24 protein-coding genes are annotated in these 24,732 nt (G+C 43.0%); 20 read left to right on the top strand and 4 right to left on the bottom strand.

Going from position 1 to position 24,732, the window contains the following annotated elements:
- Positions 1–381: 381 nt before the first annotated feature.
- The 3 genes from lgt to FQV37_RS12710 all read right to left on the bottom strand — a co-directional run bounded on the left by lgt (position 382) and on the right by FQV37_RS12710 (position 3,664).
- Positions 382–1,266, bottom strand: a complete 885-nt coding sequence (gene lgt / locus FQV37_RS12720; RefSeq protein WP_160023490.1) for a prolipoprotein diacylglyceryl transferase — start codon at positions 1,264–1,266, stop codon at positions 382–384.
- Between the two features lie 183 nt (positions 1,267–1,449).
- Positions 1,450–2,928: an ATP-binding protein gene (locus FQV37_RS12715; protein ID WP_160023488.1), complete on the bottom strand. Its 1,479-nt coding sequence runs from the start codon at positions 2,926–2,928 to the stop codon at positions 1,450–1,452.
- Positions 2,918–3,664 (bottom strand): heavy metal response regulator transcription factor, encoded by a 747-nt coding sequence (locus FQV37_RS12710; RefSeq protein WP_160023486.1) that lies wholly within the window; start codon positions 3,662–3,664, stop codon positions 2,918–2,920. The genes FQV37_RS12715 and FQV37_RS12710 overlap by 11 nt, the downstream gene beginning before the upstream one ends.
- A gap of 300 nt (positions 3,665–3,964) precedes the next feature.
- Between FQV37_RS12710 and FQV37_RS12705 the strand changes: the two genes are divergently transcribed.
- The 20 genes from FQV37_RS12705 to ccmI all read left to right on the top strand — a co-directional run bounded on the left by FQV37_RS12705 (position 3,965) and on the right by ccmI (position 23,228).
- A complete protein-coding gene (locus FQV37_RS12705; protein ID WP_025653165.1) occupies positions 3,965–4,291 on the top strand; it encodes a hypothetical protein in 327 nt (108 codons plus the stop codon).
- Positions 4,292–4,430: 139 nt separating this feature from the next.
- A complete protein-coding gene (locus FQV37_RS12700) occupies positions 4,431–4,691 on the top strand; it encodes a hypothetical protein (protein WP_160023484.1) in 261 nt (86 codons plus the stop codon).
- Positions 4,692–4,752: 61 nt separating this feature from the next.
- Positions 4,753–5,343 carry a c-type cytochrome gene (locus FQV37_RS12695; RefSeq protein ID WP_068037353.1) on the top strand — a complete coding sequence of 197 codons (591 nt, stop codon included), beginning with the start codon at positions 4,753–4,755 and terminating at the stop codon, positions 5,341–5,343.
- 169 nt (positions 5,344–5,512) lie between these two features.
- A complete protein-coding gene (locus FQV37_RS12690) occupies positions 5,513–6,151 on the top strand; it encodes a DUF411 domain-containing protein (RefSeq protein WP_160023482.1) in 639 nt (212 codons plus the stop codon).
- A gap of 67 nt (positions 6,152–6,218) precedes the next feature.
- Positions 6,219–7,916 carry a copper resistance system multicopper oxidase gene (locus tag FQV37_RS12685; RefSeq protein ID WP_068037346.1) on the top strand — a complete coding sequence of 566 codons (1,698 nt, stop codon included), beginning with the start codon at positions 6,219–6,221 and terminating at the stop codon, positions 7,914–7,916.
- Between the two features lie 31 nt (positions 7,917–7,947).
- Complete coding sequence (locus tag FQV37_RS12680) at positions 7,948–9,120, top strand: copper resistance protein B (protein WP_160023480.1); 1,173 nt, start codon at positions 7,948–7,950, stop codon at positions 9,118–9,120.
- A 95-nt stretch (positions 9,121–9,215) separates the two neighbouring features.
- A complete protein-coding gene (locus FQV37_RS12675) occupies positions 9,216–9,692 on the top strand; it encodes a DUF305 domain-containing protein (RefSeq protein WP_160023478.1) in 477 nt (158 codons plus the stop codon).
- 145 nt (positions 9,693–9,837) lie between these two features.
- A complete protein-coding gene (locus FQV37_RS12670) occupies positions 9,838–11,181 on the top strand; it encodes an APC family permease (protein WP_240991030.1) in 1,344 nt (447 codons plus the stop codon).
- A gap of 129 nt (positions 11,182–11,310) precedes the next feature.
- Positions 11,311–11,964, top strand: a complete 654-nt coding sequence (locus FQV37_RS12665) for a methyltransferase family protein (protein WP_068037334.1) — start codon at positions 11,311–11,313, stop codon at positions 11,962–11,964.
- A 112-nt stretch (positions 11,965–12,076) separates the two neighbouring features.
- A complete protein-coding gene (locus FQV37_RS14345) occupies positions 12,077–12,355 on the top strand; it encodes a DUF5676 family membrane protein (protein WP_025645689.1) in 279 nt (92 codons plus the stop codon).
- A 98-nt stretch (positions 12,356–12,453) separates the two neighbouring features.
- Positions 12,454–12,609, top strand: a complete 156-nt coding sequence (locus FQV37_RS12655; RefSeq protein WP_156770962.1) for a hypothetical protein — start codon at positions 12,454–12,456, stop codon at positions 12,607–12,609.
- A gap of 138 nt (positions 12,610–12,747) precedes the next feature.
- A complete protein-coding gene (locus FQV37_RS12650; protein ID WP_160023476.1) occupies positions 12,748–15,357 on the top strand; it encodes a copper-transporting P-type ATPase in 2,610 nt (869 codons plus the stop codon).
- Between the two features lie 80 nt (positions 15,358–15,437).
- Entirely contained in the window at positions 15,438–15,722 is a 285-nt protein-coding gene (gene tatA, locus FQV37_RS12645; RefSeq protein WP_160023474.1) for a Sec-independent protein translocase subunit TatA, read from the top strand.
- Positions 15,723–15,777: 55 nt separating this feature from the next.
- Positions 15,778–16,164 (top strand): Sec-independent protein translocase protein TatB, encoded by a 387-nt coding sequence (gene tatB / locus FQV37_RS12640; protein ID WP_160023472.1) that lies wholly within the window; start codon positions 15,778–15,780, stop codon positions 16,162–16,164.
- A 113-nt stretch (positions 16,165–16,277) separates the two neighbouring features.
- Entirely contained in the window at positions 16,278–17,027 is a 750-nt protein-coding gene (tatC, locus tag FQV37_RS12635) for a twin-arginine translocase subunit TatC (protein WP_478009708.1), read from the top strand.
- Between the two features lie 132 nt (positions 17,028–17,159).
- Positions 17,160–18,449, top strand: coding sequence for an ATP-grasp domain-containing protein (locus tag FQV37_RS12630; protein ID WP_160023468.1), 1,290 nt, complete (start codon positions 17,160–17,162; stop codon positions 18,447–18,449).
- 244 nt (positions 18,450–18,693) lie between these two features.
- Complete coding sequence (locus FQV37_RS12625; RefSeq protein ID WP_160023466.1) at positions 18,694–20,748, top strand: heme lyase CcmF/NrfE family subunit; 2,055 nt, start codon at positions 18,694–18,696, stop codon at positions 20,746–20,748.
- Positions 20,741–21,391, top strand: coding sequence for a DsbE family thiol:disulfide interchange protein (locus tag FQV37_RS12620; protein ID WP_102091629.1), 651 nt, complete (start codon positions 20,741–20,743; stop codon positions 21,389–21,391). Before FQV37_RS12625 ends, FQV37_RS12620 begins: the two co-directional genes overlap by 8 nt.
- Entirely contained in the window at positions 21,388–21,951 is a 564-nt protein-coding gene (locus FQV37_RS12615; RefSeq protein WP_058025865.1) for a cytochrome c-type biogenesis protein, read from the top strand. Before FQV37_RS12620 ends, FQV37_RS12615 begins: the two co-directional genes overlap by 4 nt.
- Positions 21,948–23,228 carry a c-type cytochrome biogenesis protein CcmI gene (ccmI, locus tag FQV37_RS12610; protein WP_160023464.1) on the top strand — a complete coding sequence of 427 codons (1,281 nt, stop codon included), beginning with the start codon at positions 21,948–21,950 and terminating at the stop codon, positions 23,226–23,228. Before FQV37_RS12615 ends, ccmI begins: the two co-directional genes overlap by 4 nt.
- 465 nt (positions 23,229–23,693) lie before the next feature.
- On the opposite strand, the gene FQV37_RS12605 is transcribed toward ccmI, so the two are convergent.
- Positions 23,694–24,458 (bottom strand): sulfite exporter TauE/SafE family protein, encoded by a 765-nt coding sequence (locus FQV37_RS12605; protein WP_227522957.1) that lies wholly within the window; start codon positions 24,456–24,458, stop codon positions 23,694–23,696.
- Positions 24,459–24,732: the final 274 nt, after the last annotated feature.

The raw sequence follows: 24,732 nt of genomic DNA, 5'->3' as shown, positions 1-24,732 counted from the left end.
ATTAGAGTAAGGCGTTGCTTATTTTTTTCAATGCTTTCTCAATTCTATACAGTCCCTAATTTATAGTGTCAATATGAATTTTAATTCGCTAAGGAACTATGTAATCTTACGTAATTGTTGCGATACATCATGTAGTTCCTTGTATTAATTTCTAAGAAATTGGTTATTTTAAAGACAAATAACAGCTAAAATAGGTTACATTGACATAAAGAGTTACATATCCAAATTTATTTTTAGCTTTTGAAGTTCCACTATCTGATGAAAAAATTAGGTTTAGGAATAAAAATCCTTGTACTAACATAGATATTAATTCTGCAAATGGAATGTATCTTGTTAGAACTGCATTTATATTTATTTGTTCATGCACCTCGATACTCATTTCTAATAAGCAGACTGCTTACCCCAATCATAAATACCGCGTTTGTAAGCGTAAATTAGCATGATTAAGCCCGCAACAATCATCGGTGCGCTTAATATCTGACCTTTGGTCATCCAGCCTAATAGTATAAATCCTTGGTCAGCATCTGGCTGACGGAAGAATTCAATGATAAAGCGGCTGATGCCGTAACCCAGTAAGAACACAGCAGAGGCGGCCATACGTGGACGCGGTTTTGATGAATACCACCATAAAAAGATAAATAACAGTAGACCTTCGGCAAATGCTTCGTATAGCTGCGATGGGTGACGAGGCAGTATGTATTGTCCATTAACCTCAATCATCAACTCTTGTAGCTCAGGATTGGTTTGTAATTGCTGCATATCAAAGGCAGCGGCTTGCGGGAAATAAGTTAGCCAGTTATAGCCACCGTCTGAGACGCGACCCCATAGCTCACCATTGATATAATTACCGATACGACCAAATAGTAAGCCAGTTGGTACACAAGGAACGATAAAGTCAAATACTTGAAAGGTAGTCTTTTTATATTTACGGGCAAAGAACCACATACCTAGCATGACGCCGATAAAGCCGCCATGGAAAGACATACCGCCTTCCCAGACTTTTAATATATAGGCAGGGTTTTGTAGTAATTCGCCGAACTGATAAAACAGCACATAGCCGATACGACCGCCTAATATGACACCAAGCGCGCCATAAAAGACTAAATCAGAGACCATGTCGGTGGTCCAGTTGTCGCGTTTGGTACTGCGATACCAAGCCAAACCGTAAGCGGCAGCAAAGGCTAGCAAATACATTAGCCCATACCAGTGCACTTCCACTGGACCCAAGGAAAGCGCTACGGGATCATACTGAGGATGAATCATCATAAAGGCATCATAATTATTGGTAATAGAATGTATGAAATAGGCTTATATAAGAAATTTTTTGTCCAACAATTGAAAAGTACAACTATCGCAAGTCAGAATCTCATCTTATGGATAGAGAGACCTTCCAAGTAAACTCGCCTTCGATCTAATCGGAGCGGTTCATAGACAGTATGAAGGTATTTACTACCTGGCAATCAACAACTTTACAGCAACCTCAAAAAGACACTCATCTTTGATAGTAATACTAACTTTGCCATTATGAGCATTGGCGATAGCTTGCACAATAGATAAGCCTAAGCCTAAGCCTGTTCCTGAATGCATCGTATTCGTTTTATCATGACGATAGAATCGCTCAAACAGTTTATCGGCTTCAATCTGATTTAATGGTTTGTCTAGACGGTTGGTCATAGTTATTCTTAACCAGAGCTGCTCTGGGGATTGAATATCGTCTTTTGGCGCATTAAGCGAGGTGCTTGAAGTGAGGACAGTAGCGGATATCATAATAGTGCTATTACTAGCCGCATAATAAATCGCATTTGACATCAGGTTGGCAAACAGCCGTTGCAATAAGCCTTTATCACCTAGTACTGTTTTAAAATCACCCGATTTTTCAAAGATTATCTCACGATCCTCAGCAATCATCTCATAATAATCTATAAGCTTTGTGATCAAGCTCTCTATATCGACATGACTGATTTGCGAATCACTCAGCTCTTTTTGAGTTTTTGCCAGTAATAACATATCGTTAATCATGGCGGATAACTGCTTTAACGTATCATGCTGATGATGCAATTGCTCAATGTATTCGTCGCTTTCTCTTGGCTTAGTTAACATGACTTGCGTTTGCGTACTCAGCGTCGCTATTGGCGTACGTAGCTCATGGGCGATATTGTCTGAAAACCGTGATAATGATTCAAAGTTACTTTCAAGCTTGACCATCATAGAATTATAAGACTCCGTTAGTGGACGTAATTCTAACGGCATATCGCCAACCACAATTCTTTCATCTAACCTTTGAAGATTAATGCCTTTCATCTTTTGTACGATAGTAGCTAGGGGAGCAAAACCCCAGTGTACACTTAGTGCTGCTACTGAAACCAATAATAAGGTAATGGCGATAAGTATCAAGCTCAGCTGGCGATTAAACTGGATAAGATATTGATGATGCACATCGATAGGTAGAGCAATAAATGCCAAAACCTCTTGATGTGTAATGATAATGGCTCGGTAATGCCTATTATTTATCTTGATCATAAACTGCTGATCGCGATAGTCCTGCAATAGTTGTAACAAGCTAAAATCTGCCGGTAGATCATTGATGAAATTACTGGGATCGCTGGACAATAAATTGCCGTTTTTGTCTGATATTAACGTTTTTAAATCATAGTCTAACCAAGAAGAATGTAGATGATTGGCATCAATTAGCGCTTGCGACTTTGACACTGTAAAAGGTTCTATGTGATCGTTAAAATTCACCATGCGTTTACGCAGGTTAAAAGCTGCATGGGTAATAATCTCTGAGTCCATTTGCTCAAAGTGCTCGTTAACAGAGCGCTGAACCCATATATAAATAATAACTTGAGAGATAACAACAAATATTGTCAGTAAAAAAACAGTACGCCATAACAAAGGCCAGCGTCGATTCTTAAATTTATGTCTCATTTGATGTCAGACTGTCTTTATTAATACTATCGTCGCCCATGCCACTATCCACGTCGACATTCAGTGGCTCTAACTTGTAGCCCATTCCGCGTACCGTATGAATCAGCTTTATATCAAATCCATCATCAATTTTTATCCGCAAGCGCCTTATAGCGACGTCAATGACATTCGTATCACTTTCAAAGTTTATATCCCATACTTGCGAGGCGATCACAGTGCGCGGCAGTACCTCACCTTGACGTTCTAAGAAAAGTTGTAATAAAGCAAACTCTTTAGCAGTCAATTTTATATTAGTGTTGCCTCTATGAACGGTGCGTTTGGCAATATCCATTTTCAGATCAGCTATGTGTATGACCGAGCTTTTATAATCAGATTGATTGGCACGGCGCAATAGGCTTTTTATTCTAACAATCAGTTCAGCAAAAGCAAAAGGCTTGGTCAGATAATCATCGCCACCAATTTCAATACCTTTGATCCGATCGATTAAATCATCTTTAGCCGTTAAAAATAAAACTGGCGTATGCTTTCCAGCAGCTCGGTAGCGCTGTACCAACTCAAAGCCACTGACGTCAGGTAGCATGACATCCATCAAAACCACACTAAAATCTTCAGTCATTAACGCATGATAGCCATCTAAACCTGTCATGTGATGATCCACGATGAAACCGGCCTCAGTTAAGCCTTTCTTAATATATTCTCCAAGGTTTTTCTCATCTTCTATCAATAGCACTTTCATAGTTTTTCCACCTAATGTCATTATAGTTATCAATAAAGTCTATCAAGCCCTTTGTCATAAACGATTGCTTTGGATAAAAGTATATTCTGACGCCTAATATTAAGAGAAGAAAGATGACAAAGTTGTATTGTTTATGACAAACATGTCATGTCTCAGTCATCAAGCTGTCAGTCACCATTTAGTATTATAAATCAACGCTACATAGAAGCTCTTCTATAATACAGATAGATTCTATAAATTCAGCGGTTATTTTAATTAGACATTCTATTACTCATCTACTCATCTTTAAAAGGACTTCACATGAAAAATTATAGTTCACTCAAAAAAGCGGTACTACTATCAGCATCGATGCTTATCGGTGTAACAGCGGCTAATGCGCATACGACCAATCTAAGCACTTCAATTATCGATAGCTGCGATAACGTTACCAAGTTTGCTAAAAACCTAGATCACAATAATGCAAATGTATCGGATGCTGAAATGAAAAGCTATATCGATGCTAGAGTTGCTTGTGAAGTTCAGCATCAAGATCAGCACTTGCAGTCTGAAAAGGATTTCGTGAACAAATATGGTCGCGATCGCGATAGAAGCCCTCAAGTCATACTAAAGGATTCTATTAAGAATTAAAATCTAGAAACGTTAAGATGACAATATTGTAATCTTATTGTCATCTACCAGTCAGAAAGAATAAGGTATCATCTAAACCAATTTAACAGTCTTGACATTAAACAGACTCAGGCGTTAATAAAATAAATAGGAATTAATTATGTCATTATCTAAATCAATCGCTGCCACTGCTGTAGCTCTAATCCTTTCAACCTCAGCTATGGCGCATGATCCAAAATTGCATGCTAAAAAAGATCAAATGAACTGTGAAAAAATGCAAAAGAATATGCAAATGATGCAAAAAATGGATCATAGCAAGATGGATATGAAAGATCCTGCTATGAAAGCAATGATGGCTAACATGGGTAAAATGAAGCAAATGTACCAAAAAAACTGCGTTACTAACGACAGTAAATCTTAAAAATTTTAGCTCTGCTAAATAGCAGTCAACACTTAACGAAAATAAAGTTTTAGGAAAACATATGAAATTTTTATTGGGTGCGCTCTTTACCGTATTTGTGGCAATCGTTGGCGTGTTTGCGGTTGTTACTAGTGGTGTTGTCAATGTGGGAGCTGACCAAGAGCATAGCCCAATGATGTTTAGCTTTTTGGAAACCGCTCGCAATCGTTCCATAGCAAATGCCAGTAAAGATATTGTGGTACCAGACTTAGAGAAGGTCGATATCATTTCTGGGGGCGCGGACTATAAGGATATGTGTGCAGGCTGTCACTTGTCTCCGGGAGTGGCACAAACTGACTTTAGTGAGGGCTTATATCCAAAGCCGCCCAACTTTACCAAGGCTGATATTGTCAAACGTTATCAAACAGAAGACGGTGCAAAGCAAGGCTTTTGGGCAATCAAGCACGGTATTATGGCATCTGGAATGCCTACGTGGGGTGCTTCTCATGACGACGCTAGAATGTGGGCAATGGTAGCCTTCATTAGATCGTTACCTGAATTAGATGAAGCTCAGTACACGATGCTAACCACTAGGATAGATGGCGATATGATGGACATGTCATTTGACGGTGATATGAATATGTCGGATGATGAATCTGGAATGCAGCATTAATACTTTCTAGATATGAAAGCCTCCTAACTCACGGTTGTCGCTATTATATTAATAATGCAGTACTGAACAGTGCTGCACTTAATGTTTTTAGTTAAGTACATAAGAATTAAATATAGGGTGTAAGTTTTTAGAATATCGAGCATAATAATAGACGTTTAGGAGTAATTTAATGAGACATTACACACATGTGCTTTCTAATGGACATAGCTGGTTATCCGGTCGTGTCCTTTTATTGGTGGTGACATCGTCACTCTCGTTAACGCTAGCCGCTTGCAGCCAATCTAATACCAGTGGCTCTGATTCTCAACCAGTAAAGGTTGAACAGTCTGCTACCCAGAATGCACAAGTACAAAATGAAAGTTCTGCTCCTACAAATGCTCCCGTTAACAGCTCGTCATCATTACTCAAAAACGTCTCAGCCACGGTTTACAAAGATGCCAACTGCGGCTGCTGTAAAGAATGGGTAGGCTATGCCGAAGGTCATGGTCTAAGCGCAACTGCGCAAGACGTTACAGATTTATCTTTATTTAAAGAGCGTTACGGTGTCCCGCAGCAAATGCGCTCTTGTCATACCGCCGTTACCACCGACGGTTTTGTCTTTGAAGGGCATGTCCCTGCCAAATACATGGCACAGTTTCTAGCCAATCCGCCAACTGATTCCATCGGTCTTGCGGTACCGAGTATGCCAGTTGGTAGTCCGGGCATGGAATATCAAGATAAATTTATGCCCTATAAAGTCATGCAATTGAACAAGGATGGCAGCACTCAAGTGTATGCGGCTATTGAGTCGCCAGCGCAGCAGCTGTAGTTCTATTAATAAGTTATCAGATATATAAGTTCAACTCTCATTTCATGGATTAACTTAGGTCAATATTATGAATAAAAACAGATTTAACCGCAGGCGTTTTTTGACAGGGTCATCCACCTTGCTCGGCGCGTCGATGCTATCCACACTACCGACGATGGCTAATAGTGCTTTAACTAAAAGCCAAAATGTCGTAGTCAATAGTGATAGAGCCGATCACATTGTACCTATACTGACAGGCAAAGAGTTTGATCTTTATGTCAGTGAGAAGATGATAACGGTCAACGGCAAGTCAAGCATGGCAACGCTGATAAATGACTCACTGCCTGCGCCAACGCTTAAGATGCAAGAAGGCGATACGGTCACCATTCGAGTCCATAATCAGCTGAATGAGTCGACCTCTATTCACTGGCATGGCCTCTTAGTGCCGTTTGAGATGGATGGCGTACCGGGTATCAGCTTTGATGGTATTCCTGCGGGTAGCACCTTCACGTACAAATTTAAACTGATACAGTCAGGCACTTATTGGTATCACTCGCATACTGGCTTCCAAGAGCAGACCGGTATGCGCGGGGCTATTGTGATTGAACCTAAAGGGCGCGAACGCTATCCTATCGAGGAAGATCACGTTATCCTGCTTAGTGATTGGACGCATCGCGATCCGCATAATCTGCTAAAACTACTTAAGCAGCGTGCTGACTTTGATAATTATCATCTGCCAGACTTTAAAAAGCTATTGTCCGATATTGCCGCTACGGATCTTGAGGCGGCTTTTGATAAGCGCAAAACGTGGAATCAGATGCGGATGATGCCGACAGACTTTACTGATTTATCTGGTGAGACCACGTTTACTTATCTTATGAATGGTAAAACCACAGCGGCTAACTGGACGCAACTTGTCAAGGCTGGACAGCCTGTCAAACTACGTTTTATTAATGGTTCAGCGCAGACGATATTTGATGTACGCATCCCCGGCCTAAAAATGAAAGTCGTCGCGACGGATGGGATTGATGTCAGTCCCGTCGATATCGATGATTTCCGTATTGGGGTGGCCGAGACTTATGATGTCATCGTGACGCCCACTAAAGACGCGCATACCATATTTGCTCAAAACATAGATCGGTCAGGCTATGTTGCGACAACGCTTGCGACCAAAAAAGGTGCTCGTCCTGCGATACCTGCTATGGACAAAATCGAATGGCTGACGATGGCCGACATGATGGGCGCCATGGGATCGAATGGCTATAACGCTAAACATGCCAAAACAGAATATGACTTTAAGTCCGATATGCGCGTTGATAGTCCGCGTATGAACCTTGATGACCCTGGTATTAATCTACGTAACATTGATAGAAAGGTTTTGAATTATAGTCAGTTGCGCTCTGTCGGCGATGAGATAATGGCAGAGCAGCGCAAACCCACCAGAGAGATTGAAATACATCTGACGGGAAACATGGAGCGCTATATTTGGGCTCTAGACGGGGTTATGTTCAAAGATGCCGCACCGGTCAATATTAAGCCGGGTGAGCGCGTACGTATTACCTTAGTCAATGACACCATGATGAATCATCCCATGCATTTGCATGGTATGTGGAGCGATCTGCGGATGCCTTCAGGTGAGTTTCAAGTACGTAAGCATACGATAATGGTACAGCCTGCACAAAAGATAAGCTTTGATGTCACCGGAGAAGCTGGCAGATGGGCATGGCATTGCCACTTGCTCTATCACATGGAAGCAGGGATGTTTAGAGAAGTTGCCGTTGTTTAAGCAAATCTTTGGTTGATAGGTGAGAGATGAGATGAAAATACATAAAGTAGGTTTACGGTTCGCCGGGGTATCATCATTGGTATTATTAGCATCATCATTTGCTAATGCTGCTGACCCGTCCACGGTTAAAAAAGACATGACTATGTCAGATATGGACCATAGTAGTATGGACATGTCGAACATGGATCATGGCAGTATGGACATGTCTGGTATGGATATGTCTGGTATGGATCACAGCAGCATGGATATGTCGGGCAATATGTCAGATATGGACCATAGTGGCATGGATATGTCAGGCGATATGTCAGATATGGACCATAGTGGCATGGATATGTCAGGCGATATGTCGGATATGGATCATAGTGGTATGGATATGTCAGGTGACATGTCAGATATGGATCACAGTGGCATGGATATGTCAGGCATGGACCATAGCAAAATGGATATGTCAGGCATGGACCATGGCAGTATGGATATGTCAGGTACGCAAGGTGGTAAAGCTCCAGCTGATGCTCGCAGTCCTGACTATTCAAACGGCGTTCCCTATGGTCGCTTTGGTAAGCCTGTGATGATGGATAGCTTACCGTTATGGGGTGTGTCAGTAGAAACTTTGGGCTATCAGTTTGAGAATGACCAAATCGATTTTGAGTTTGATACGTGGTACGGTACTGATAGTAATCGTGTCACTCTACGCAGTGAAGGTAGTGCTCAAACTAACGATGATAAAGAGATCGATAGCTTAACCTCACTCGCTTATTGGAAGCCGCTCGGTATCTTCTGGAATGGAGAAGCGGGTATTGCTTATAATACTGAAAACGATAAGTCCGCAATCATGGCAGGCATTGTTGGTACGGCGCCGTACTTCGTTGAGACTGACGCAAGAGCTTATCTATATACTGATGGTCAAGTCCAGCTTGATCTTGGGACAGCGTACGAGTGGCGCTTAGATCAGCGTTGGGTGGTCAGACCAGAAGTGCAGTTGACTGCTTTCAGTAAAGATGATACTGACAACGGTATTACTAAAGGTTTTAATGAGCTTGAAACTGAAGTTCGGTTAGCTTATGAAACCCTAAGTCGTCAATTATCACCCTACGTTGGTTTTAGTTATGCATCAGCCTTAGGGGATGCACGAGACTTACGCCGCCAAGAAAACGTAGCCGTTGATTCTAATAGTCTGACTGCTGGTGTGATGTTTTGGTTCTAGTGTTAACCATGTAAGTAACAACAGTTTATAACACTAGCTCTAAAAAAAGGCACCTCTTTATTTAGGTGCCTTTTTACTAAATTAAGGACAAGAATATGAATAACCATATGGATAATAAACAGAAGCAAATGAACCCTTATGTAAAGTTCACAATCATGATTTTAACATCGACAGTCGTGATGTTTATCATGATGTATTTTAATACTTATCAATGGGATCACGTTTATTTTAGCGAAACCAGAGCTTATATGGCGCTGTATATGGGCGCGGTAATGGCAATTATCATGCTCGCCTTTATGACTAATATGTATAAAAAAACCAAGATAAACTTGATGGTTTATGGGATTAGTGTCGTGCTATTTGCCTTTGGTTTATGGGGCGTTAGATCACAACAAACGGTCGATCAAGTGGATTGGATGCAGGCGATGATACCGCATCACTCGATTGCTATTTTGACCAGTTCGCGTGCTGATATCGAAGATCCACGTGTACGTCAGCTTGCTGATGACATTATCGAAGCACAAAAGCGTGAAATCGGTGAGATGCAAGCGCTTATTGAAGAGTTGGAATAATATATTATGATACCAATAAGTAAGCTCTTCTTTAAAAACTATTTACTATATCGCGTCTTTTAATTCTAACTATACCTACTCCTTACTTCAAAAATAACCTGTAAAACTGAAGTTCTACGAAGAAATAAATTAAGGTCGAATAAGTATGAAGCAAGATAGAACGACTCGCTATCAGAAGGATAGTTTGACATTATCAGGAACAGTTATGCTAGGTACCGGTGTCATGATCGGTGCTGGTATTTTCGCTCTGACCGGTCAGATGGCTCAGATGACGGGTTCGCTTTTCCCACTTGCTTTTCTAGCCGCCGCAATCGTTGTTTCTTTTAGTGCCTATTCTTATATCAAAATCTCTAACGCTTACCCGTCGGCTGGCGGTGTTGCAATGTACCTGCATCAGGCATACGGAGATCGTTTACCGACTGGATTTAATGCCCTGCTGATGTATTTCTCCATGGTTATAGCGCAGAGCTTTTTGGCCCGGACGTTCGGGTCATACACTATGCAGTTATTCGGTGGCGATGACAGCGGTCGCATGGTATCCATCCTTGGCGCCGCGCTTATTCTTGCTGCGTTCTTTATCAATTTACTTGGTAATCGTTGGATTCAGGGGGTTGCATCGGTTATCGGTATTATAAAAATTGTCGGTATTCTTATATTCGGGTTGGTTGGTATCTGGCTAGCTGATAGCTTTGCAGTTGATTCTTCTACATTAGATGACACTAATACTATTGGTGACTTTCTTGGCGCAACGGCGCTAGGCATACTGGCATTTAAAGGCTTTACCACGATTACCAACAGTGGCTCGGAAGTAAAAAATCCTCATCGCAACGTCGGCCGTGCCATTGTAATATCAATCGCAATATGCGTAGTTATTTACACTCTAGTCGGTTTCGCGGTGTCTAGTAATCTATCTCTTGCCGAAATCATCGAAACTAAAGATTACTCCTTGGCTGCCGCCGCACGCCCAGCACTTGGCGACTATGGTCTATGGTTCACAGTTGCAATCGCAATGGTAGCTACCGCTGGCGGCCTCCTTGCTAGCATCTTCGCAGTCTCTCGTATGCTTGCTATGTTGACTGAGATGAAGCTGGTGCCTCATCGTCATTTGGGAATGCCGGGAAGCGTTCAAAAACATACGTTGGTCTATACTGTGGTGTTGGGTTTAGCTTTTACGACGTTATTTGACTTATCACGAATTGCAGCGCTTGGCATTGTTTTCTATCTAATTATGGATATCGCCATTCATTGGGGTGTTTTGCGATACCTTCGTCAGGATATAAAGGCGGTGATGTGGGTGCCTATAGTGGCCATACTTCTTGACCTGTTGGTTCTCGGCGGTTTTGTCTGGATTAAACTAAACTCAGATCCATTCGTACTTGGCGTAGCAGTCGTCACTATTGTAGTGATTGCTGTGGCTGAGCAGGTTTACCTGAAATCTTCAGCGAGGAAAAAAGCTATCGAAAAAGATACGCTTGCAGACCATCATTGACAGTAACATCAAAGAGTTTACAGAAAATTGTTTGGTTAAAAATTGCATAGATTTAAGTGTCTGCTTACTATCTTCAAGAATTGATTTCATGCAATACGATATTCATAAAGACAACAGGGAAAGTAAGCTATGAATGAGTCATTTAATCACGCTGGAACTTGGGGTCTCGCACTAATTGTTATTGTTCTGATTTCTTGGTTCTTTTACCGTTATTTCGCACCAAAGAACTGGCGTGAATGGGCGGGTGCTGGTGTAGTTCAGGCTTTCATTATTGCACTTTACGCAGAAATGTATGGCTTTCCGCTCACTATATATTTATTAGTACGGTTTTTTGGTTTGGACAGCCAATATGTCAGCGCTAGCTTATGGTCGACCCTTGTTGGTTTAGGTGAGACAGGCATGATGATCTCAATGCTACTCGGCTATGCTATTGCATTTTTAGGAGTCGGTCTTTTTGCTCAAGGTTGGCGCCAAGTCCACAAAGCACGAGGGGAAAATCGTTTAGTAACTGATGGACTCTATGCCTACGTACGTCATCCTCAGTACACCGGGTTGTTTATTGCACTGTTCGGTGAGGGTGTGGTGCATTGGCCAACTCTGTTTTCAATCGGTCTGTTTCCAGTGATTGTGCTTGTATACACATGGTTAGCTCGACGTGAGGAACGGCATATGTTTGAAGAGTTTGGTAAAGACTACCTTGCTTACAAACAGCAAGTGCCAATGTTTATTCCTCAATGGGGTCAATGGCGTCAACTTGCCGCCGCCGCACGAGTTAAAAAGTAATATCAATACAGGATAAAGCTTTAATTCATACAAATCCTTAGAGTTAGCATGGTTAGATACGATTGGTTATCTTGAGCTTGAACCACATCATACAATAGTGAGGATTACTAAGATGGTCAAATCAAACTTAACAACAAGTACTTTAAGGATTGCCCCTGTTGGCAATAGTGTATCGTTGTTTCTACTTATTAGTTATCTATTATGCATAGGGTTTGGTTTACTTGCACCCGAACAGATAGCGATGCACGAAGCTTGGGCACCTCTACTACCTGGCTTTGAGTGGTTAACATGGACAGGTTTTCTAATTGGACTTGTAGAATCATATCTTTACGGTTGGTATTTCGCCATCTTGTTCGTGCCACTATATCGTTGGTTCGCCAAAGTGCGCTAAAGATATTGATATATTAACAGTCAGTAAACCTCTTCGGTTCGAGTAAAAATTAATTGAAGAGTTGGAGTGATCACAGTTTAGACTGAGGAGAAATCATAATGAATGGGTCAATGCATGGCATGATGAACGGCTCAATGATGTATGGCATGGGCTGGGTTATGATGCTTATCTGTTTGTTATTCACCCTACTATTTTTCGCAGTACTAGTACTAACAATCATGGCACTGCTCAAGTATTTGCGTGATAAAAACTAAATTCCAATTGAAAAGTATAGAAATTATTTTTTAGAGGTTTTTAGATTAATGATTAGATGAATAGCAATCGAGGATTGATGATAGTGCTTTAAGAGTTGTACTTATTATCAATATTTATTGTCTTCAAGGAGTGATTTTATGAAACATATTGCCGATGAAAAATCTATCAAAGGTGGTCAGTACGATAAAGTGCCAGAAAACTATAGTGGTACGGTTTATATCTGCCCGATGCATCCTGAGGTTAGAGATACTGAGAAGAGCGATTGTCCGATATGCGGCATGTTTCTCAAACCTGAAGACGAGGTTGCTGAATCCAACAACCATGAAGATAGTCATGCGCATTGTCATGGAGCAGATGCTAATAATAGTAATGAGGTAAATTCTGTCGAAGACGATAAGTACGACAAGATACCGGAAAATTATAGCGGTACGGTCTATATTTGTCCTATGCATCCAGAAGTAAGAGATGTTGAAAAAAGTGACTGCCCAATATGTGGCATGTTTCTTAAACCTGAAGACGAAGTTGCTAAAGATGATAGTCACGCTAGCTGTCATGGAAAGGATACTGATAGTAGCGGAGTAAAATCTGTTAAAGGCGGTAAATACGATAAAGTACCTGCTGATTACGATGGCACGGTATATACCTGTCCTATGCATCCTGAAGTGAGAGACGTTAGAAATAGCGGTTGTCCGATATGTGGTATGGCGCTTGAGCCCGAAACGCTTACTATCGGTGAAGAGGACACCTCAGAGCTTGACGACATGACTCGTCGTTTTTGGATATGTACCGTGTTGACTGTACCGCTATTAATATATGTGATGAGCGGTATGTTTGGAGTTGACTTTAGTCAGTATGGTATACCTTCACAGGTTTTACAATGGGCTGAGTTAGTGCTCGCGACCCCTGTAGTGCTTTGGGGCGCCGCCCCGTTTTTCGTTCGTGGCTGGCAGTCTATAAAAAGCCGCAATCTAAATATGTTTACTTTGATTGCGATAGGCGTAGGCGCTGCTTATATTTTTAGTATTGTCGCGACCTTTTTTCCCGATATTTTCCCAGACAGTTTCAGAGATGCCTCTGGTCAAGTCGGAGTCTACTATGAAGCAGCAGCTGTCATTGTAACCTTGGTGCTACTGGGTCAAGTATTAGAGCTCAAAGCTAGAAGTCAAACTTCAGGTGCGATTAGAGCTTTGCTTGAGCTCGCACCACCAACCGCAAGACGTGTCGATGAAAACGGTGAAGAAGTCGAAGTCTCGCTTGATGAGGTCGTCACTGGCGATAAGCTACGGGTTAAACCAGGTGAGAAACTACCCGTAGATGGTACAGTGATCGATGGTAATAGTAGTGTTGATGAATCAATGGTGACGGGTGAGCCAATCCCTGTATCAAAAGTAGCAGGAGATACAGTGACTGGTGGTACGGTAAATGGCACCGGAACGCTATTAGTCGAAGCGGTCAATGTTGGAGCAGATTCAGTATTATCTAAAATTGTACAAATGGTTGCTGAAGCCCAGCGTAGCCGCGCGCCTATCCAGCGCTTGGTAGATCAAGTGGCGGGTTGGTTCGTACCTATTGTTATTGTCAGCTCTATCATAACCTTTATTGTCTGGGCGATATTCGGCCCTGAGCCCGCTATGGCCTATGCTTTGGTTAACGCGATTGCGGTACTGATTATTGCTTGTCCTTGTGCCCTTGGTCTAGCGACGCCGATGTCCATTATGGTTGGTACCGGCAAAGGCGCGCAAAACGGCGTCCTCATCAAAAATGCTGAAGCGTTAGAGAGTATGGAAAAAGTCGATACCATTGTCGTCGACAAGACCGGAACACTGACCGCTGGTAAGCCCGAGCTTACCGCAATTGATGCGCAGGTAGGTCAAGATGAAGACGAGTTCCTCGCATTGGTAGCCTCAGTAGAAAGCGCTAGCGAGCATCCTTTAGCAGAAGCTATCGTTAGAGCAGCTCAAGAAAGATCACTCATTATTCCTAAAGCTACTGACTTTAATTCGACTACTGGCGAAGGCGTACAAGCCGTGGTCGATGGTAAGAAAGTCGCTATTGGTAACTCTAAGCTTATGGAAAGCCTAAATAGTTTTGATAATGAGCTGTCCACTAAAGCTGATGTCCGTAGAAAAGACGGTGAAACGGTAATGTTTGTGGCTATAGACGGTAAAGCTGCTGGTATTATTTCAGTTGCTGACCCTATTAAACCAAGCACTAAAGAGGCTATTTCACTGCTTCATGACGCAGGTTTAAAAGTTGTGATGCTAACCGGTGACAACGAAAAAACCGCGCAGGCAGTCGCCAATAAACTAGGTATTGATGAAGTTCATGCGGATGTCTCACCAGAGGATAAAAACCGTATCGTCAAAGAAATGCAAGACAGCGGTAAATTGGTCGCTATGGCGGGTGATGGTATCAACGACGCACCAGCGCTAGCGCAAGCTAATGTTGGTATCGCTATGGGAACCGGTACCGATGTGGCGATGGAGAGTGCGGGCATTACCCTGCTAAAAGGTGATTTAATGGGCATTGCCAAAGCTTATAAGCTTAGCCGCGCCACCATGCGCAATATCAGACAGAATCTGTTTTTTGCCTTTATCTACAATGCACTTGGTGTTCCTATTGCCGCAGGTGTGCTCTATCCCATATTTGGGCTTCTGCTCAGTCCGATGATAGCAGCGGCAGCGATGAGCTTGTCGTCATTCTCGGTGATTGCTAACGCGCTGCGATTGCGCCGTTTGAAACTATAATTCTGGTACGGTAAAAAGTGTTCTAAAGCACACTGACACATACTGGTCTAAACAAGATCACAAAATATAAGGATACCGTTATGGGCAGCTTTTCTATTACACATTGGCTGATTTTATTGGTCGTAGTGGTGGTCGTATTTGGTACTGCCAAGCTTAAAAATGCAGGTAAAGATTTAGGCGGTGCGGTGAAGGGTTTTAAAGAAGCGGTCAAAAATGAAGAACCCGAGAATGCTCGCAAAAATCATGTGCTTAGCCATGAAAATAGTACGCCAGCTGCAAGTAATGATTTAAATACGCGTGTAGGTAATCAGGCTGATGATATGGAAATCAGCCCTATTTCCACTGATGACCAGCCTAAAGTATGAAGCGCGCCGCTTATAAATAGCGGCACTAAGTAGTCTATTAATATATGTGACTGTTATGTTTGATATTGGGTTTTCCGAATTACTCTTGTTTGGCGTCATTGCTTTAATCGTATTGGGCCCAGAAAAACTGCCGCAAGCCGCACGTACCGCTGGGCAATGGTATGCCAAACTGCGCCGTACAGTATCCACTCTACAATCTGAAATAGAAGCTGAGCTTGATCTAGCTGAAACACGTCAACAAATGCAAAATGAACTTGCGAAAATCCGTCAGACCGAGTCGGATATGAAGCGCGAATTAGCAGAAATGCGTGGCAGTATGCAAAAGTTTGAGCAGTCACAGAACCAAAGCCTAGACGCTTCACATCAGTCAATCACCCCTTATGATAAAGACCATCAACAGAATACTACCTCTTCTTCAGCTATAGAGAAGGGGGATAAATGAGCTTATTTAAGCGCCAAAAAAGTCGCCAAAGAAAGTTAGCAAATACAGATGCTAAGGCGTCAGATGCTACCCATAATGTTGAGACTGATAATGTGCTGAATGTGCTTAGCGACATGCCTATTACTGAGCATTTGATTGAATTACGCAAGCATCTCATCAAAATATGCGTAGCCGTTTTGATCGTCTTCTTAGCATTGGTAGGGTTTTCGCGTGAGCTCTACAATCTTTTATCAGACCCATTAGTGGCGCAGTTACCCATCAATTCGACCATGATTGCCACTGATATAACGTCAAACTTTATGGCACCTATTCGCTTGACGATTTTCGTTGCTGCCTTTGTAGTGATGCCGTATATTCTGTATCAAATTTGGTCATTTATAGCGCCTGGATTATATAAAAAAGAGAAAAAAATCACTATTCCAGTGCTGATATCTTCGATATTCCTATTTTATTCTGGTGTCGCTTTTGCCTACTTTGTGGTACTCAAAGGCGTATTGAAGTTCTTTATTTTATTCGCTCCGCAAAACGTTATACCTATGACCGATATCGACAGTTATTTAAACTTTGCGCTAAAGTTATTTATGGTATTTGGACTCACTTTTGAGATTCCAGTGGTTACTTTATTATTGATAATGGTCGGTATCATATCCACTCAGAGTCTAGAGAGTAAGCGCCGATATATCATCGTCGGTTGTTTTGCTGTGTCAGCGGTAGTCACACCGCCCGATGGGGTGTCAATGCTATTGCTCGCGATTCCTATGTGGCTATTATTTGAGCTGGGTTTACTCTTAGCAAAGATATTAATTAAAAATGAACGAAATAATGATTTAGTCTCAGGGAATGAAACATTAGAAAGTAGCTAGCACTACTTAAATACGCCAAGAACCTTTTTTACTTTTTACTTTTTACTTTTTACTTTTTACTTTTTACTTTTTACTTTTTACTTTTTACTAGAGTATGTCAGCGTGAGTACTCTACTTAGCGACGGACTCTAAATGGAACACCCAACTAATAACAACGAAAAAAATGACGGTCTTGCAAATCGACTTAACCAAGAGTGCTACTGCATTACCCTTGATCGTAAAGCGCTTAATACAAGCCTTCAAGATCAATTGGTAGAAACTAGAAACAATCCAGTAGGAGCGAACGAGCTTAATAAGCTTTTTTCAGCAACACCCGTGTTCGTTCCCAAAACAGAGATAGAGGCGATGGAGCGAATCGTCAGGGCTATCGAGTCAGCTGCCGAACTGCCATTGTATCAAGAGCAAGTGCTGTCGTGGGCACCAGAAATAGCTGCTTTCGACCCAGGCCCAATAGGGGCCCTCATGGGTTATGACTTTCACTTGGGTAGCGATGGACCTCAGCTCATCGAGGTCAATACTAATGCCGGTGGCGCATTTCTGAATGTGTTGCTCGCTCGCGCACAAAAACGCTGTTGCAACCCCTCAGAGCAAAGCGCTGCAACCAATCAAATGCTAGATAGGTTCGAGGAAGCAGTGTTTGACATGTTCAAACAGGAATGGCAGCGACAGTCCGCTGTTGCTATGCCCAATCGGATAGCTATTGTGGACAATGACCCCGAGAGTCAGTTCATGTTCTTAGAGTTTGAGTTAGCCTGTCAACTGCTCCAAGCTAGAGGTATTGATACTGTGATACTTGATCCCTCTGAACTCGAGTATATCGACGGTACGTTAACAGCCCATGGCCAGAAAATCGATATGATTTACAATCGGCTTGTCGACTTTGCATTTGAGGACCCTGACCATGTATTGCTTAAGCAGGCTTATTTAGAGGGTGCTGTGGTAGTGACACCCAATCCCCGCGTACATGCTATGTTGGCCAATAAGCAAAACCTGACATTGCTATCAGACTCCCAAATATTGCGCTCTTGGGGTCTGGATGAGGCTGCAGTGGAGTGCCTCGAAAGGTCTGTACCGAGGACTAAGATTGTATCAAGAGACGATGCAGCAGAGTTGTGGCTTACTCGGCGGCAACTGTTTTTTAAGCCAGTTGCTGGTCATGGAAGCAAAGGCGTTTATCGCGGTAGCAAACTGACTCGACGCGTCTTCGAAAACATTCTGGATGAAGATTATATCGCACAGACCTTTGTCCCTGTAGGAGAGAGATCACTCAAAATTGATGACATCGTAACAACAAGAAAGGTAGATATACGTCTTTATACGTATGGCGGAAAAATGTTACTACCTGCTGCGCGTGTGTATCAAGGTCAGGTGACTAACTTCCGTACGCCAGGCGGTGGATTCGCGCCTGTCTTTCAGGTGTGATCGTCTAGGTCTTATTTAGATGGCATTAGGCTGTTATAAGTCCGGTTAACTAATTCAATATTCTTCTTACCTAACAAAAGATGGTTGTATATTTATGATTGTCTATTACTTTCGGCACGCTTTTCAAAACACTTCGAAAACAATTGGAGCTAGAGATAGCAGTAAATTTCAATAGTTTCCAATAATAAAAATCCAACCGTTACAGTGAGCTTAAATCATATTAGAGTAAACAGGGTTAGACCGTATGTTAATCACAGAATTGGGTTATTTTGCCTTGCTAGCCGCCTTAATCTTGGCGATTTTGCAGGTGGTATTACCAACGATAGGCGTTATGCGTGACCATGTTGCTTGGCAGCGTTTGGCACCGAGTTTGGCATGGGCGCAGTTTGCTGCCATGATTTTTTCATTTGTTGCATTGATGGCAGGCTTTTATTTTAATGACTTTAGTCTCGTCTATGTCACGCAGCATTCTAATACCTTGCTGCCTTGGTATTATAAGTTATCAGCAACGTGGGGCGGACACGAAGGCTCGCTACTGCTATGGATGACGATCATGGCCACGTGGTGCGCGCTGGTCTCCTATTTTAGCCGTGGCTTACCGTTGTCGATGCGCGCGCGGGTACTCGTGATATTGGCCGGTGTGCAGGTCATGATGCTAGCGATGCTGATTTTTACCTCGTCGCCATTTGATCGTACCTTGCCCAATCTGCCAGTCGATGGCGCTGACTTAAACCCTCTTCTACAAGATTTTGGTTTGATTTTTCATCCGCCGATGCTGTATATGGGTTATGTGGGCTTAGCGGTGCCATTTGCTTTTTGTATGGCGGCATTGTGGGAAGGGCGTTTGGATGCAGTATGGACACGTTGGTCGCGTCCATGGGCGCTAGCGGCTTGGGGGTTTTTGACCGTTGGTATCGCACTTGGCTCTTGGTGGGCGTATTACGAGCTTGGCTGGGGCGGCTGGTGGTTTTGGGATCCTGTAGAAAACGCCTCACTGATGCCTTGGCTTGCCGGTTTAGCCTTGCTGCATTCGTTGGCAGTGACTGAGAAGCGCGGTGTCTTTAAAGCATGGACCATTATGCTGGCTATCTTTGCTTTTGCCTTAAGTCTCTTGGGTACTTTCCTTGTACGTTCAGGGGTTATTACCTCAGTGCATTCGTTTGCCGCTGACCCCACTCGTGGTCTGGTAATTTTAGTGATTCTTGGCATCATCGTCGGTGGTGGTTTGCTGATGTTTGCGCTGCGTGGCTGGCGTTTGACGATTGAAAGTCAGTATCAACTGGTTTCGCGTGAGTCATTTTTAGTCATTAACAACGTCATCATTTTGATTGCAACGTTAGTGGTATTGCTTGGTACCCTCTATCCTATCATTGCCGACGCCTTTAGCTTGGGTCAGGTATCGGTAGGTCCTCCGTACTTTAATGCGCTATTTGTGCCTTTAACATGGCTATTGCTGGTTGCCATGGGTATGGGCTCCAATATCCGCTGGAAACAAGATAAGCGTCCATTGTTAGGCGTTGGAATGGTCATTGCGGCGAGCAGTCTAGTATTAGCTGCAGTCATCACTTACTTTGCTAGCCCCTCTGCCATGCTTAATATTGGTGTAACACTAGCAGTAAGTTTTTGGGTACTGTTCTGGATGGTGGTTGATTTCAAAGACAAAACCAAAAATGCACCAAGCTTTTTGCAAGGCTTAAATAAGCTGCGTTTAAGCTACTGGGGTCAGCAAACGGCACATATTGGTGTGATTGTAGCGGTCATCGGTGTTGCCTTTACCAGTACCTTGAGTATCGAGCGCGATGTGGCATTGAGTGTTGGCGAAACGGTCCATGTCCAAGGTTACGACTTCACCGTTAAAGGCTTCCGCGAAGTCAAAGGCAGTAACTATGATGCGACCCAAGCTGAGGTCGAAGTGAGTAAAGATAGCCGTGCTGTGACTACGTTATACCCTGAAAAACGCAATTACATTATTAGCATGATGCCAATGACCGAAGCAGCGATTGATGACAGTCTGATGCGTGATGTGTACGTCGCACTTGGTGAACCTATAGCTGAAGGCAGTAATAAATGGGCCGTACGTATTTATGTGAAGCCATTGATTCGTTGGATATGGCTCGGCGCTATTATTATGGCATTGGGTGGTCTGCTGAGTATGCTTGATAGGCGCTATCGTCTCAAAACATCCAAGACCCCTGCACAAATTGCAGCGAGTAAGTCAGGCTTTACGACGGTTACTGATTTAGATGTTAAAAGCACTACTAATAACACGACACTAATAGGGGAGAAGCAAAATGACTAAGTCTAATCATTTTTCCGAGCAACCCCCTGAAACAAAAGGTAATCGAACAATGAAAAAAAGCCAAATTAGAATATGGTTTTTGATCCCGCTGATCATCTTTGCTGCTGTTATGGTTATGCTTTATTTTCGTTTGGGGCAGCCGACTGAAATCGTAACCAATACCGCGCTTGAACGCCCAGTACCAGCGTTTGAGCTGCCATTGTTGTCCGATACCAGTCGGATCATGACCAATGACAACTTACCTGATGAGCCCTTTTTGATGAATATTTGGGGCTCTTGGTGTCCAACTTGCGTTATTGAGCATCCTTTTTTAATGCAATTAGAAGAGCGCGGAGTCAATTTGGTTGGTGTTAATTACAAAGATGACATCGGTGATGCGCTAGGATATTTAAATCGTGGCGGCGACCCATTCTCCATGTCTATTCAGGATTTGTCCGGCCAGTTTGCCTTGGACTTAGGGTTGACGGGTGCGCCTGAGACTTTCACTGTCGATGGTGAAGGCGTTATTCGCCAGCACATTGTTGGTGAGATTAACGAGAGTAACTGGCAAGATCGTATTGAGCCTTGCTTAACGGTACTCAATGATGCCAATGATAATAACGTCAGTCCAGATGCGATTCAGGTTGAAGAGGTGTGCAAATGATAGCCCGTTCAATAAAGGCCGTTACGATAAAAGTAGCGAGCTTAATACTTGCCTGTCTCCTAAGTGTGACCAGCTATGCGGCGATTGACGTCTATGATTTTGATTCTGTCCAACAAGAAGCACAATACCGAGGATTGATCGAAGAGCTACGTTGCCCGAAATGCCAAAACCAAAACTTGGCAGGTTCTGATGCGCCGATTGCCCAAGACTTAAAGCAAAAAGTCTATGATTTGATTAAAGACAGACGTAGTGATGCGGAAATCCGGGATTATATGCAAGAGCGCTACGGCGATTTTATCAGCTACAAGCCGCCTGTACGTCCATCGACATGGATTTTATGGTTTTTTCCGCCATTGCTACTGATCGTATTATTGATAGGGTGGTTTTGGCAAAGCCGTCGCCGCCAGCTGGTAGCGAGCGGTCAGAGTAGAGTGACGGTAGATAATACCGCCTCGGAGCTGACTGCCGCCGAAAAAGCCGAACTTGATCGTCTGCTATCGCGTGCCAATAGCACCGATAATGACGCTCATGACACCACAAGCCCCGAGGACAAAAAATGACCATATTCTCTACTTTTGGCTTATTTATTGCCCTAAGCTTACTGATTGCCTTACTCCTTGCTGTTATTACCATCATGCCATGGCTGCGCGCCACGCGTACATCAGGCACTTCTGTGGACAACCAGCTACTAGATATCAACGTGGCGGTGTTTCGCGAGCGTCTGGCAGAGCTAAAAACAGACAAAGACAGTGGCACCATCGATGATGCTCACTACCAAAACCAAAAGCTTGAGCTTGAGCGTCAGCTATTGGATGCTCAGCGTGAAGTAACACCTATGGTCGCACCTGGTATCAAGAGCCGCTTGATCCTCATGGTTTGGGTGCCTGTATTGGCTGCGCTGGCGTATCTGATGGTGGGTGACCGAACGCCTGTGTTTGATCTGTGGACGGCCGAAGACAAGGTCGGAAAAGTCGCTGATGACTTGTTGACTGGCAAAATCGATCAGCCACCTGTATGGGCAATCGAAAACGGCCAGCAGCTTATCAGCGCGATGCAGACCAACGTTTATCGTCATGCCGATGATCCTGATCGCTGGATGCGTTTGTCAGAGCTGTTTTTATCGCTTGAAGCTACCGACTCAGCGATTGAAGCTTTGTCACGCGCTTACCGTCTGTCACCAGACAATGAAGAGATTGCGACCACTTATGCGCAGATTAGCTTTTTTGCCAATAAAGGTCAGCTTGATGCCAGTAGCCGCCGTGTATTACAAGATGTCCTTGCCAAAAATCCACAGCATGAAGGTGCGCAGATGCTAATGGCAATGGGTGAGGCACGTGGTAGTAACTTTGCAGAAGCGCAAGGTTGGATTAAGCGTTTACGTGAGAGCATCGCTGCCAAACCAGGTGACCATAGTAAAGCGCTAGCGAGCCTTGATGAGCTAAGTGCTAATGTCATCGAGCAAGAGCAGCAAGCCGCGCAAGGTATCGAAGTTACCGTCTCTATTGATGCGAGTCTATTACCATTGGTTAAAGCCAATGATGTGTTGTTTGTAGCGATACGTGATGTGAAAGGGGGCCCTCCGTTTGCCGCCAAACGTTTACCTATTAGTATCATCAAGCAAGGTAAAGCCAGTATCCGTTTAAGCGATCTTGATGCGATGATGCCAGAACGCACGTTACAATCTGCCCGTAGCGACAAAACTCAGTTAGCAGTCGTTGCTCGTGTTAGCCATAGTGGGACTGCGTCCGCAGAGTCGGGTGATCTATCAGGTAACCCAGTAGTGATTAGCGCTGAACAGACTCAAGTTAATATTGAAATCAATCAACAGATCCCTTAACAAATGATTATTACAGTAAGTTTCATAATACTAGAACCGTATGTAGGACAGCTTTTGAAAGTGGTGCTATCAATAGCTGTATAACCTATTAGTAAAGAAGTAAAAAACGGCTATGGTGTTTTGCTAGTGAAATAATTGGACGGATGACTATAGAAAGTCTTGATTAAACATAACAGACAGCTCATTTTCAGCTTCCCGCAGAAGAGGTATATGGCTTAATAACTCTACTAAAGACTTTTTAACAGTGGGACCATGAGTAAATACGGTGGCAAAGGTTTGCTTGCTGCTCACTATTTAGAATTAGTACCGCACAGGCAACCATGCCTCGAATGAATTCTTAGTTATCTATCCCTATCTGAGTATCCCGCGTTTCAGCTATGGTCCGCGTAGCTTGTTTTTACATCAGTATTGTTAGCTCTAGCAGTGATAATGAATATATTCACTGTCAGATAACTTTGGTTTAATTTAAAACAGAATCATGACGTTTTGGACAATCATCACTACGCCACTAATGACCATTAATAGGATCAGCATCACTCTAAACTGCTTGATATTCATACCTGCTAAAAAGCGCTTACCAATGATGTTGCCAACCACAGCACCAAGCCCTAAAGCAAAGCCATAAATCCAAAGATTGGCAGTCAATACGCCAAAAAAAGTATAACTACCAATCTGAGCCAATCCTACAAAGAATGAATTAGCTGTTTTAGTAGCGATTAAATCTTCTTTTTGTAATCCCGTATTCATATAGAAAGGATTGAGCACAGGACCCAAACCGCCGACGAGTGTGCTAATGAACGCCGTAATAAAACCTAAAGGCACAAACCCCAGTTTAGGCATATTAAAAGATTTTTCTACTTTGCCAAAACGATACTGCAAGACGGTAGATATCAAAAATGCACCCACTAATAACTGAATCCAGCTCCCATCAAGACGGCTAAATAATAATGCAGCTAACCACGCACCAACGATAGCGCTTGGCGCATAATACTTTATTAGCGACCAGTCGATATGATGCCAAAATAAATAAAGACGTGAAGGGCGACTAATGAAATTACCTAAATTAATCACGGGTGGCGCAGCCGAGATCCCTATCAGCGCAGAGGTGACAGGTATAAGTAAAAGTGCACCGCCACCTCCTGATATGGTGGAAATCACAAAAGCAATCATACCCGCCAAAAACAGCCCTGCAAGATGCCAATTAGGAATTGCTTGTAAAATATCGAGCACGGTTAAGCTCCAACATTAACAGAAGGGAACGAGATTGTTTTAGAGCTATATCCTATCTAAAGTCACCATAAAACGTTACCTGAAGAGCAAGATGCCAAGCGTGCCAAAAATGAGCTCATACAGTTTGCTACTGATCATGGTCATAAACTTGCTGCGTTCTACGTAGAGAATGGGTCAGGGGCAAAGCTAGTACATCCAAAGCTGATAGCTATCATAACCCCAGTTCGGGATAAGCCACATTGTAACTCATTGATACTATTTACAATGTTGCTAC

The organism is Psychrobacter nivimaris, from assembly GCF_009812035.1.
Taxonomy (GTDB): Bacteria; Pseudomonadota; Gammaproteobacteria; order Pseudomonadales; family Moraxellaceae; genus Psychrobacter; species Psychrobacter nivimaris.
This window is presented reverse-complemented; position numbering and strand designations above follow the sequence as displayed.

Excerpts from the sequence above, each read along its gene's own strand:
- FQV37_RS12695 (WP_068037353.1), top strand. The coding sequence starts at position 4,753 with ATGAAATTTTTATTGGGTGCGCTCTTTACCGTATTTGTGGCAATCGTT.
- FQV37_RS14345 (WP_025645689.1), top strand. The coding sequence starts at position 12,077 with ATGGTCAAATCAAACTTAACAACAAGTACTTTAAGGATTGCCCCTGTT.
- tatA (WP_160023474.1), top strand. The coding sequence starts at position 15,438 with ATGGGCAGCTTTTCTATTACACATTGGCTGATTTTATTGGTCGTAGTG.
- FQV37_RS12675 (WP_160023478.1), top strand. The coding sequence starts at position 9,216 with ATGAATAACCATATGGATAATAAACAGAAGCAAATGAACCCTTATGTA.
- FQV37_RS12670 (WP_240991030.1), top strand. The coding sequence starts at position 9,838 with ATGAAGCAAGATAGAACGACTCGCTATCAGAAGGATAGTTTGACATTA.
- tatB (WP_160023472.1), top strand. The coding sequence starts at position 15,778 with ATGTTTGATATTGGGTTTTCCGAATTACTCTTGTTTGGCGTCATTGCT.
- FQV37_RS12685 (WP_068037346.1), top strand. The coding sequence starts at position 6,219 with ATGAATAAAAACAGATTTAACCGCAGGCGTTTTTTGACAGGGTCATCC.
- FQV37_RS12620 (WP_102091629.1), top strand. The coding sequence starts at position 20,741 with ATGACTAAGTCTAATCATTTTTCCGAGCAACCCCCTGAAACAAAAGGT.
- FQV37_RS12705 (WP_025653165.1), top strand. The coding sequence starts at position 3,965 with ATGAAAAATTATAGTTCACTCAAAAAAGCGGTACTACTATCAGCATCG.
- FQV37_RS12700 (WP_160023484.1), top strand. The coding sequence starts at position 4,431 with ATGTCATTATCTAAATCAATCGCTGCCACTGCTGTAGCTCTAATCCTT.
- FQV37_RS12680 (WP_160023480.1), top strand. The coding sequence starts at position 7,948 with ATGAAAATACATAAAGTAGGTTTACGGTTCGCCGGGGTATCATCATTG.
- FQV37_RS12690 (WP_160023482.1), top strand. The coding sequence starts at position 5,513 with ATGAGACATTACACACATGTGCTTTCTAATGGACATAGCTGGTTATCC.
- FQV37_RS12630 (WP_160023468.1), top strand. The coding sequence starts at position 17,160 with ATGGAACACCCAACTAATAACAACGAAAAAAATGACGGTCTTGCAAAT.
- FQV37_RS12655 (WP_156770962.1), top strand. The coding sequence starts at position 12,454 with ATGAATGGGTCAATGCATGGCATGATGAACGGCTCAATGATGTATGGC.
- FQV37_RS12715 (WP_160023488.1), bottom strand. The coding sequence starts at position 2,928 with ATGAGACATAAATTTAAGAATCGACGCTGGCCTTTGTTATGGCGTACT.
- lgt (WP_160023490.1), bottom strand. The coding sequence starts at position 1,266 with ATGATGATTCATCCTCAGTATGATCCCGTAGCGCTTTCCTTGGGTCCA.
- FQV37_RS12650 (WP_160023476.1), top strand. The coding sequence starts at position 12,748 with ATGAAACATATTGCCGATGAAAAATCTATCAAAGGTGGTCAGTACGAT.
- FQV37_RS12710 (WP_160023486.1), bottom strand. The coding sequence starts at position 3,664 with ATGAAAGTGCTATTGATAGAAGATGAGAAAAACCTTGGAGAATATATT.
- FQV37_RS12615 (WP_058025865.1), top strand. The coding sequence starts at position 21,388 with ATGATAGCCCGTTCAATAAAGGCCGTTACGATAAAAGTAGCGAGCTTA.
- tatC (WP_478009708.1), top strand. The coding sequence starts at position 16,278 with ATGCCTATTACTGAGCATTTGATTGAATTACGCAAGCATCTCATCAAA.
- FQV37_RS12665 (WP_068037334.1), top strand. The coding sequence starts at position 11,311 with ATGAATGAGTCATTTAATCACGCTGGAACTTGGGGTCTCGCACTAATT.
- ccmI (WP_160023464.1), top strand. The coding sequence starts at position 21,948 with ATGACCATATTCTCTACTTTTGGCTTATTTATTGCCCTAAGCTTACTG.
- FQV37_RS12625 (WP_160023466.1), top strand. The coding sequence starts at position 18,694 with ATGTTAATCACAGAATTGGGTTATTTTGCCTTGCTAGCCGCCTTAATC.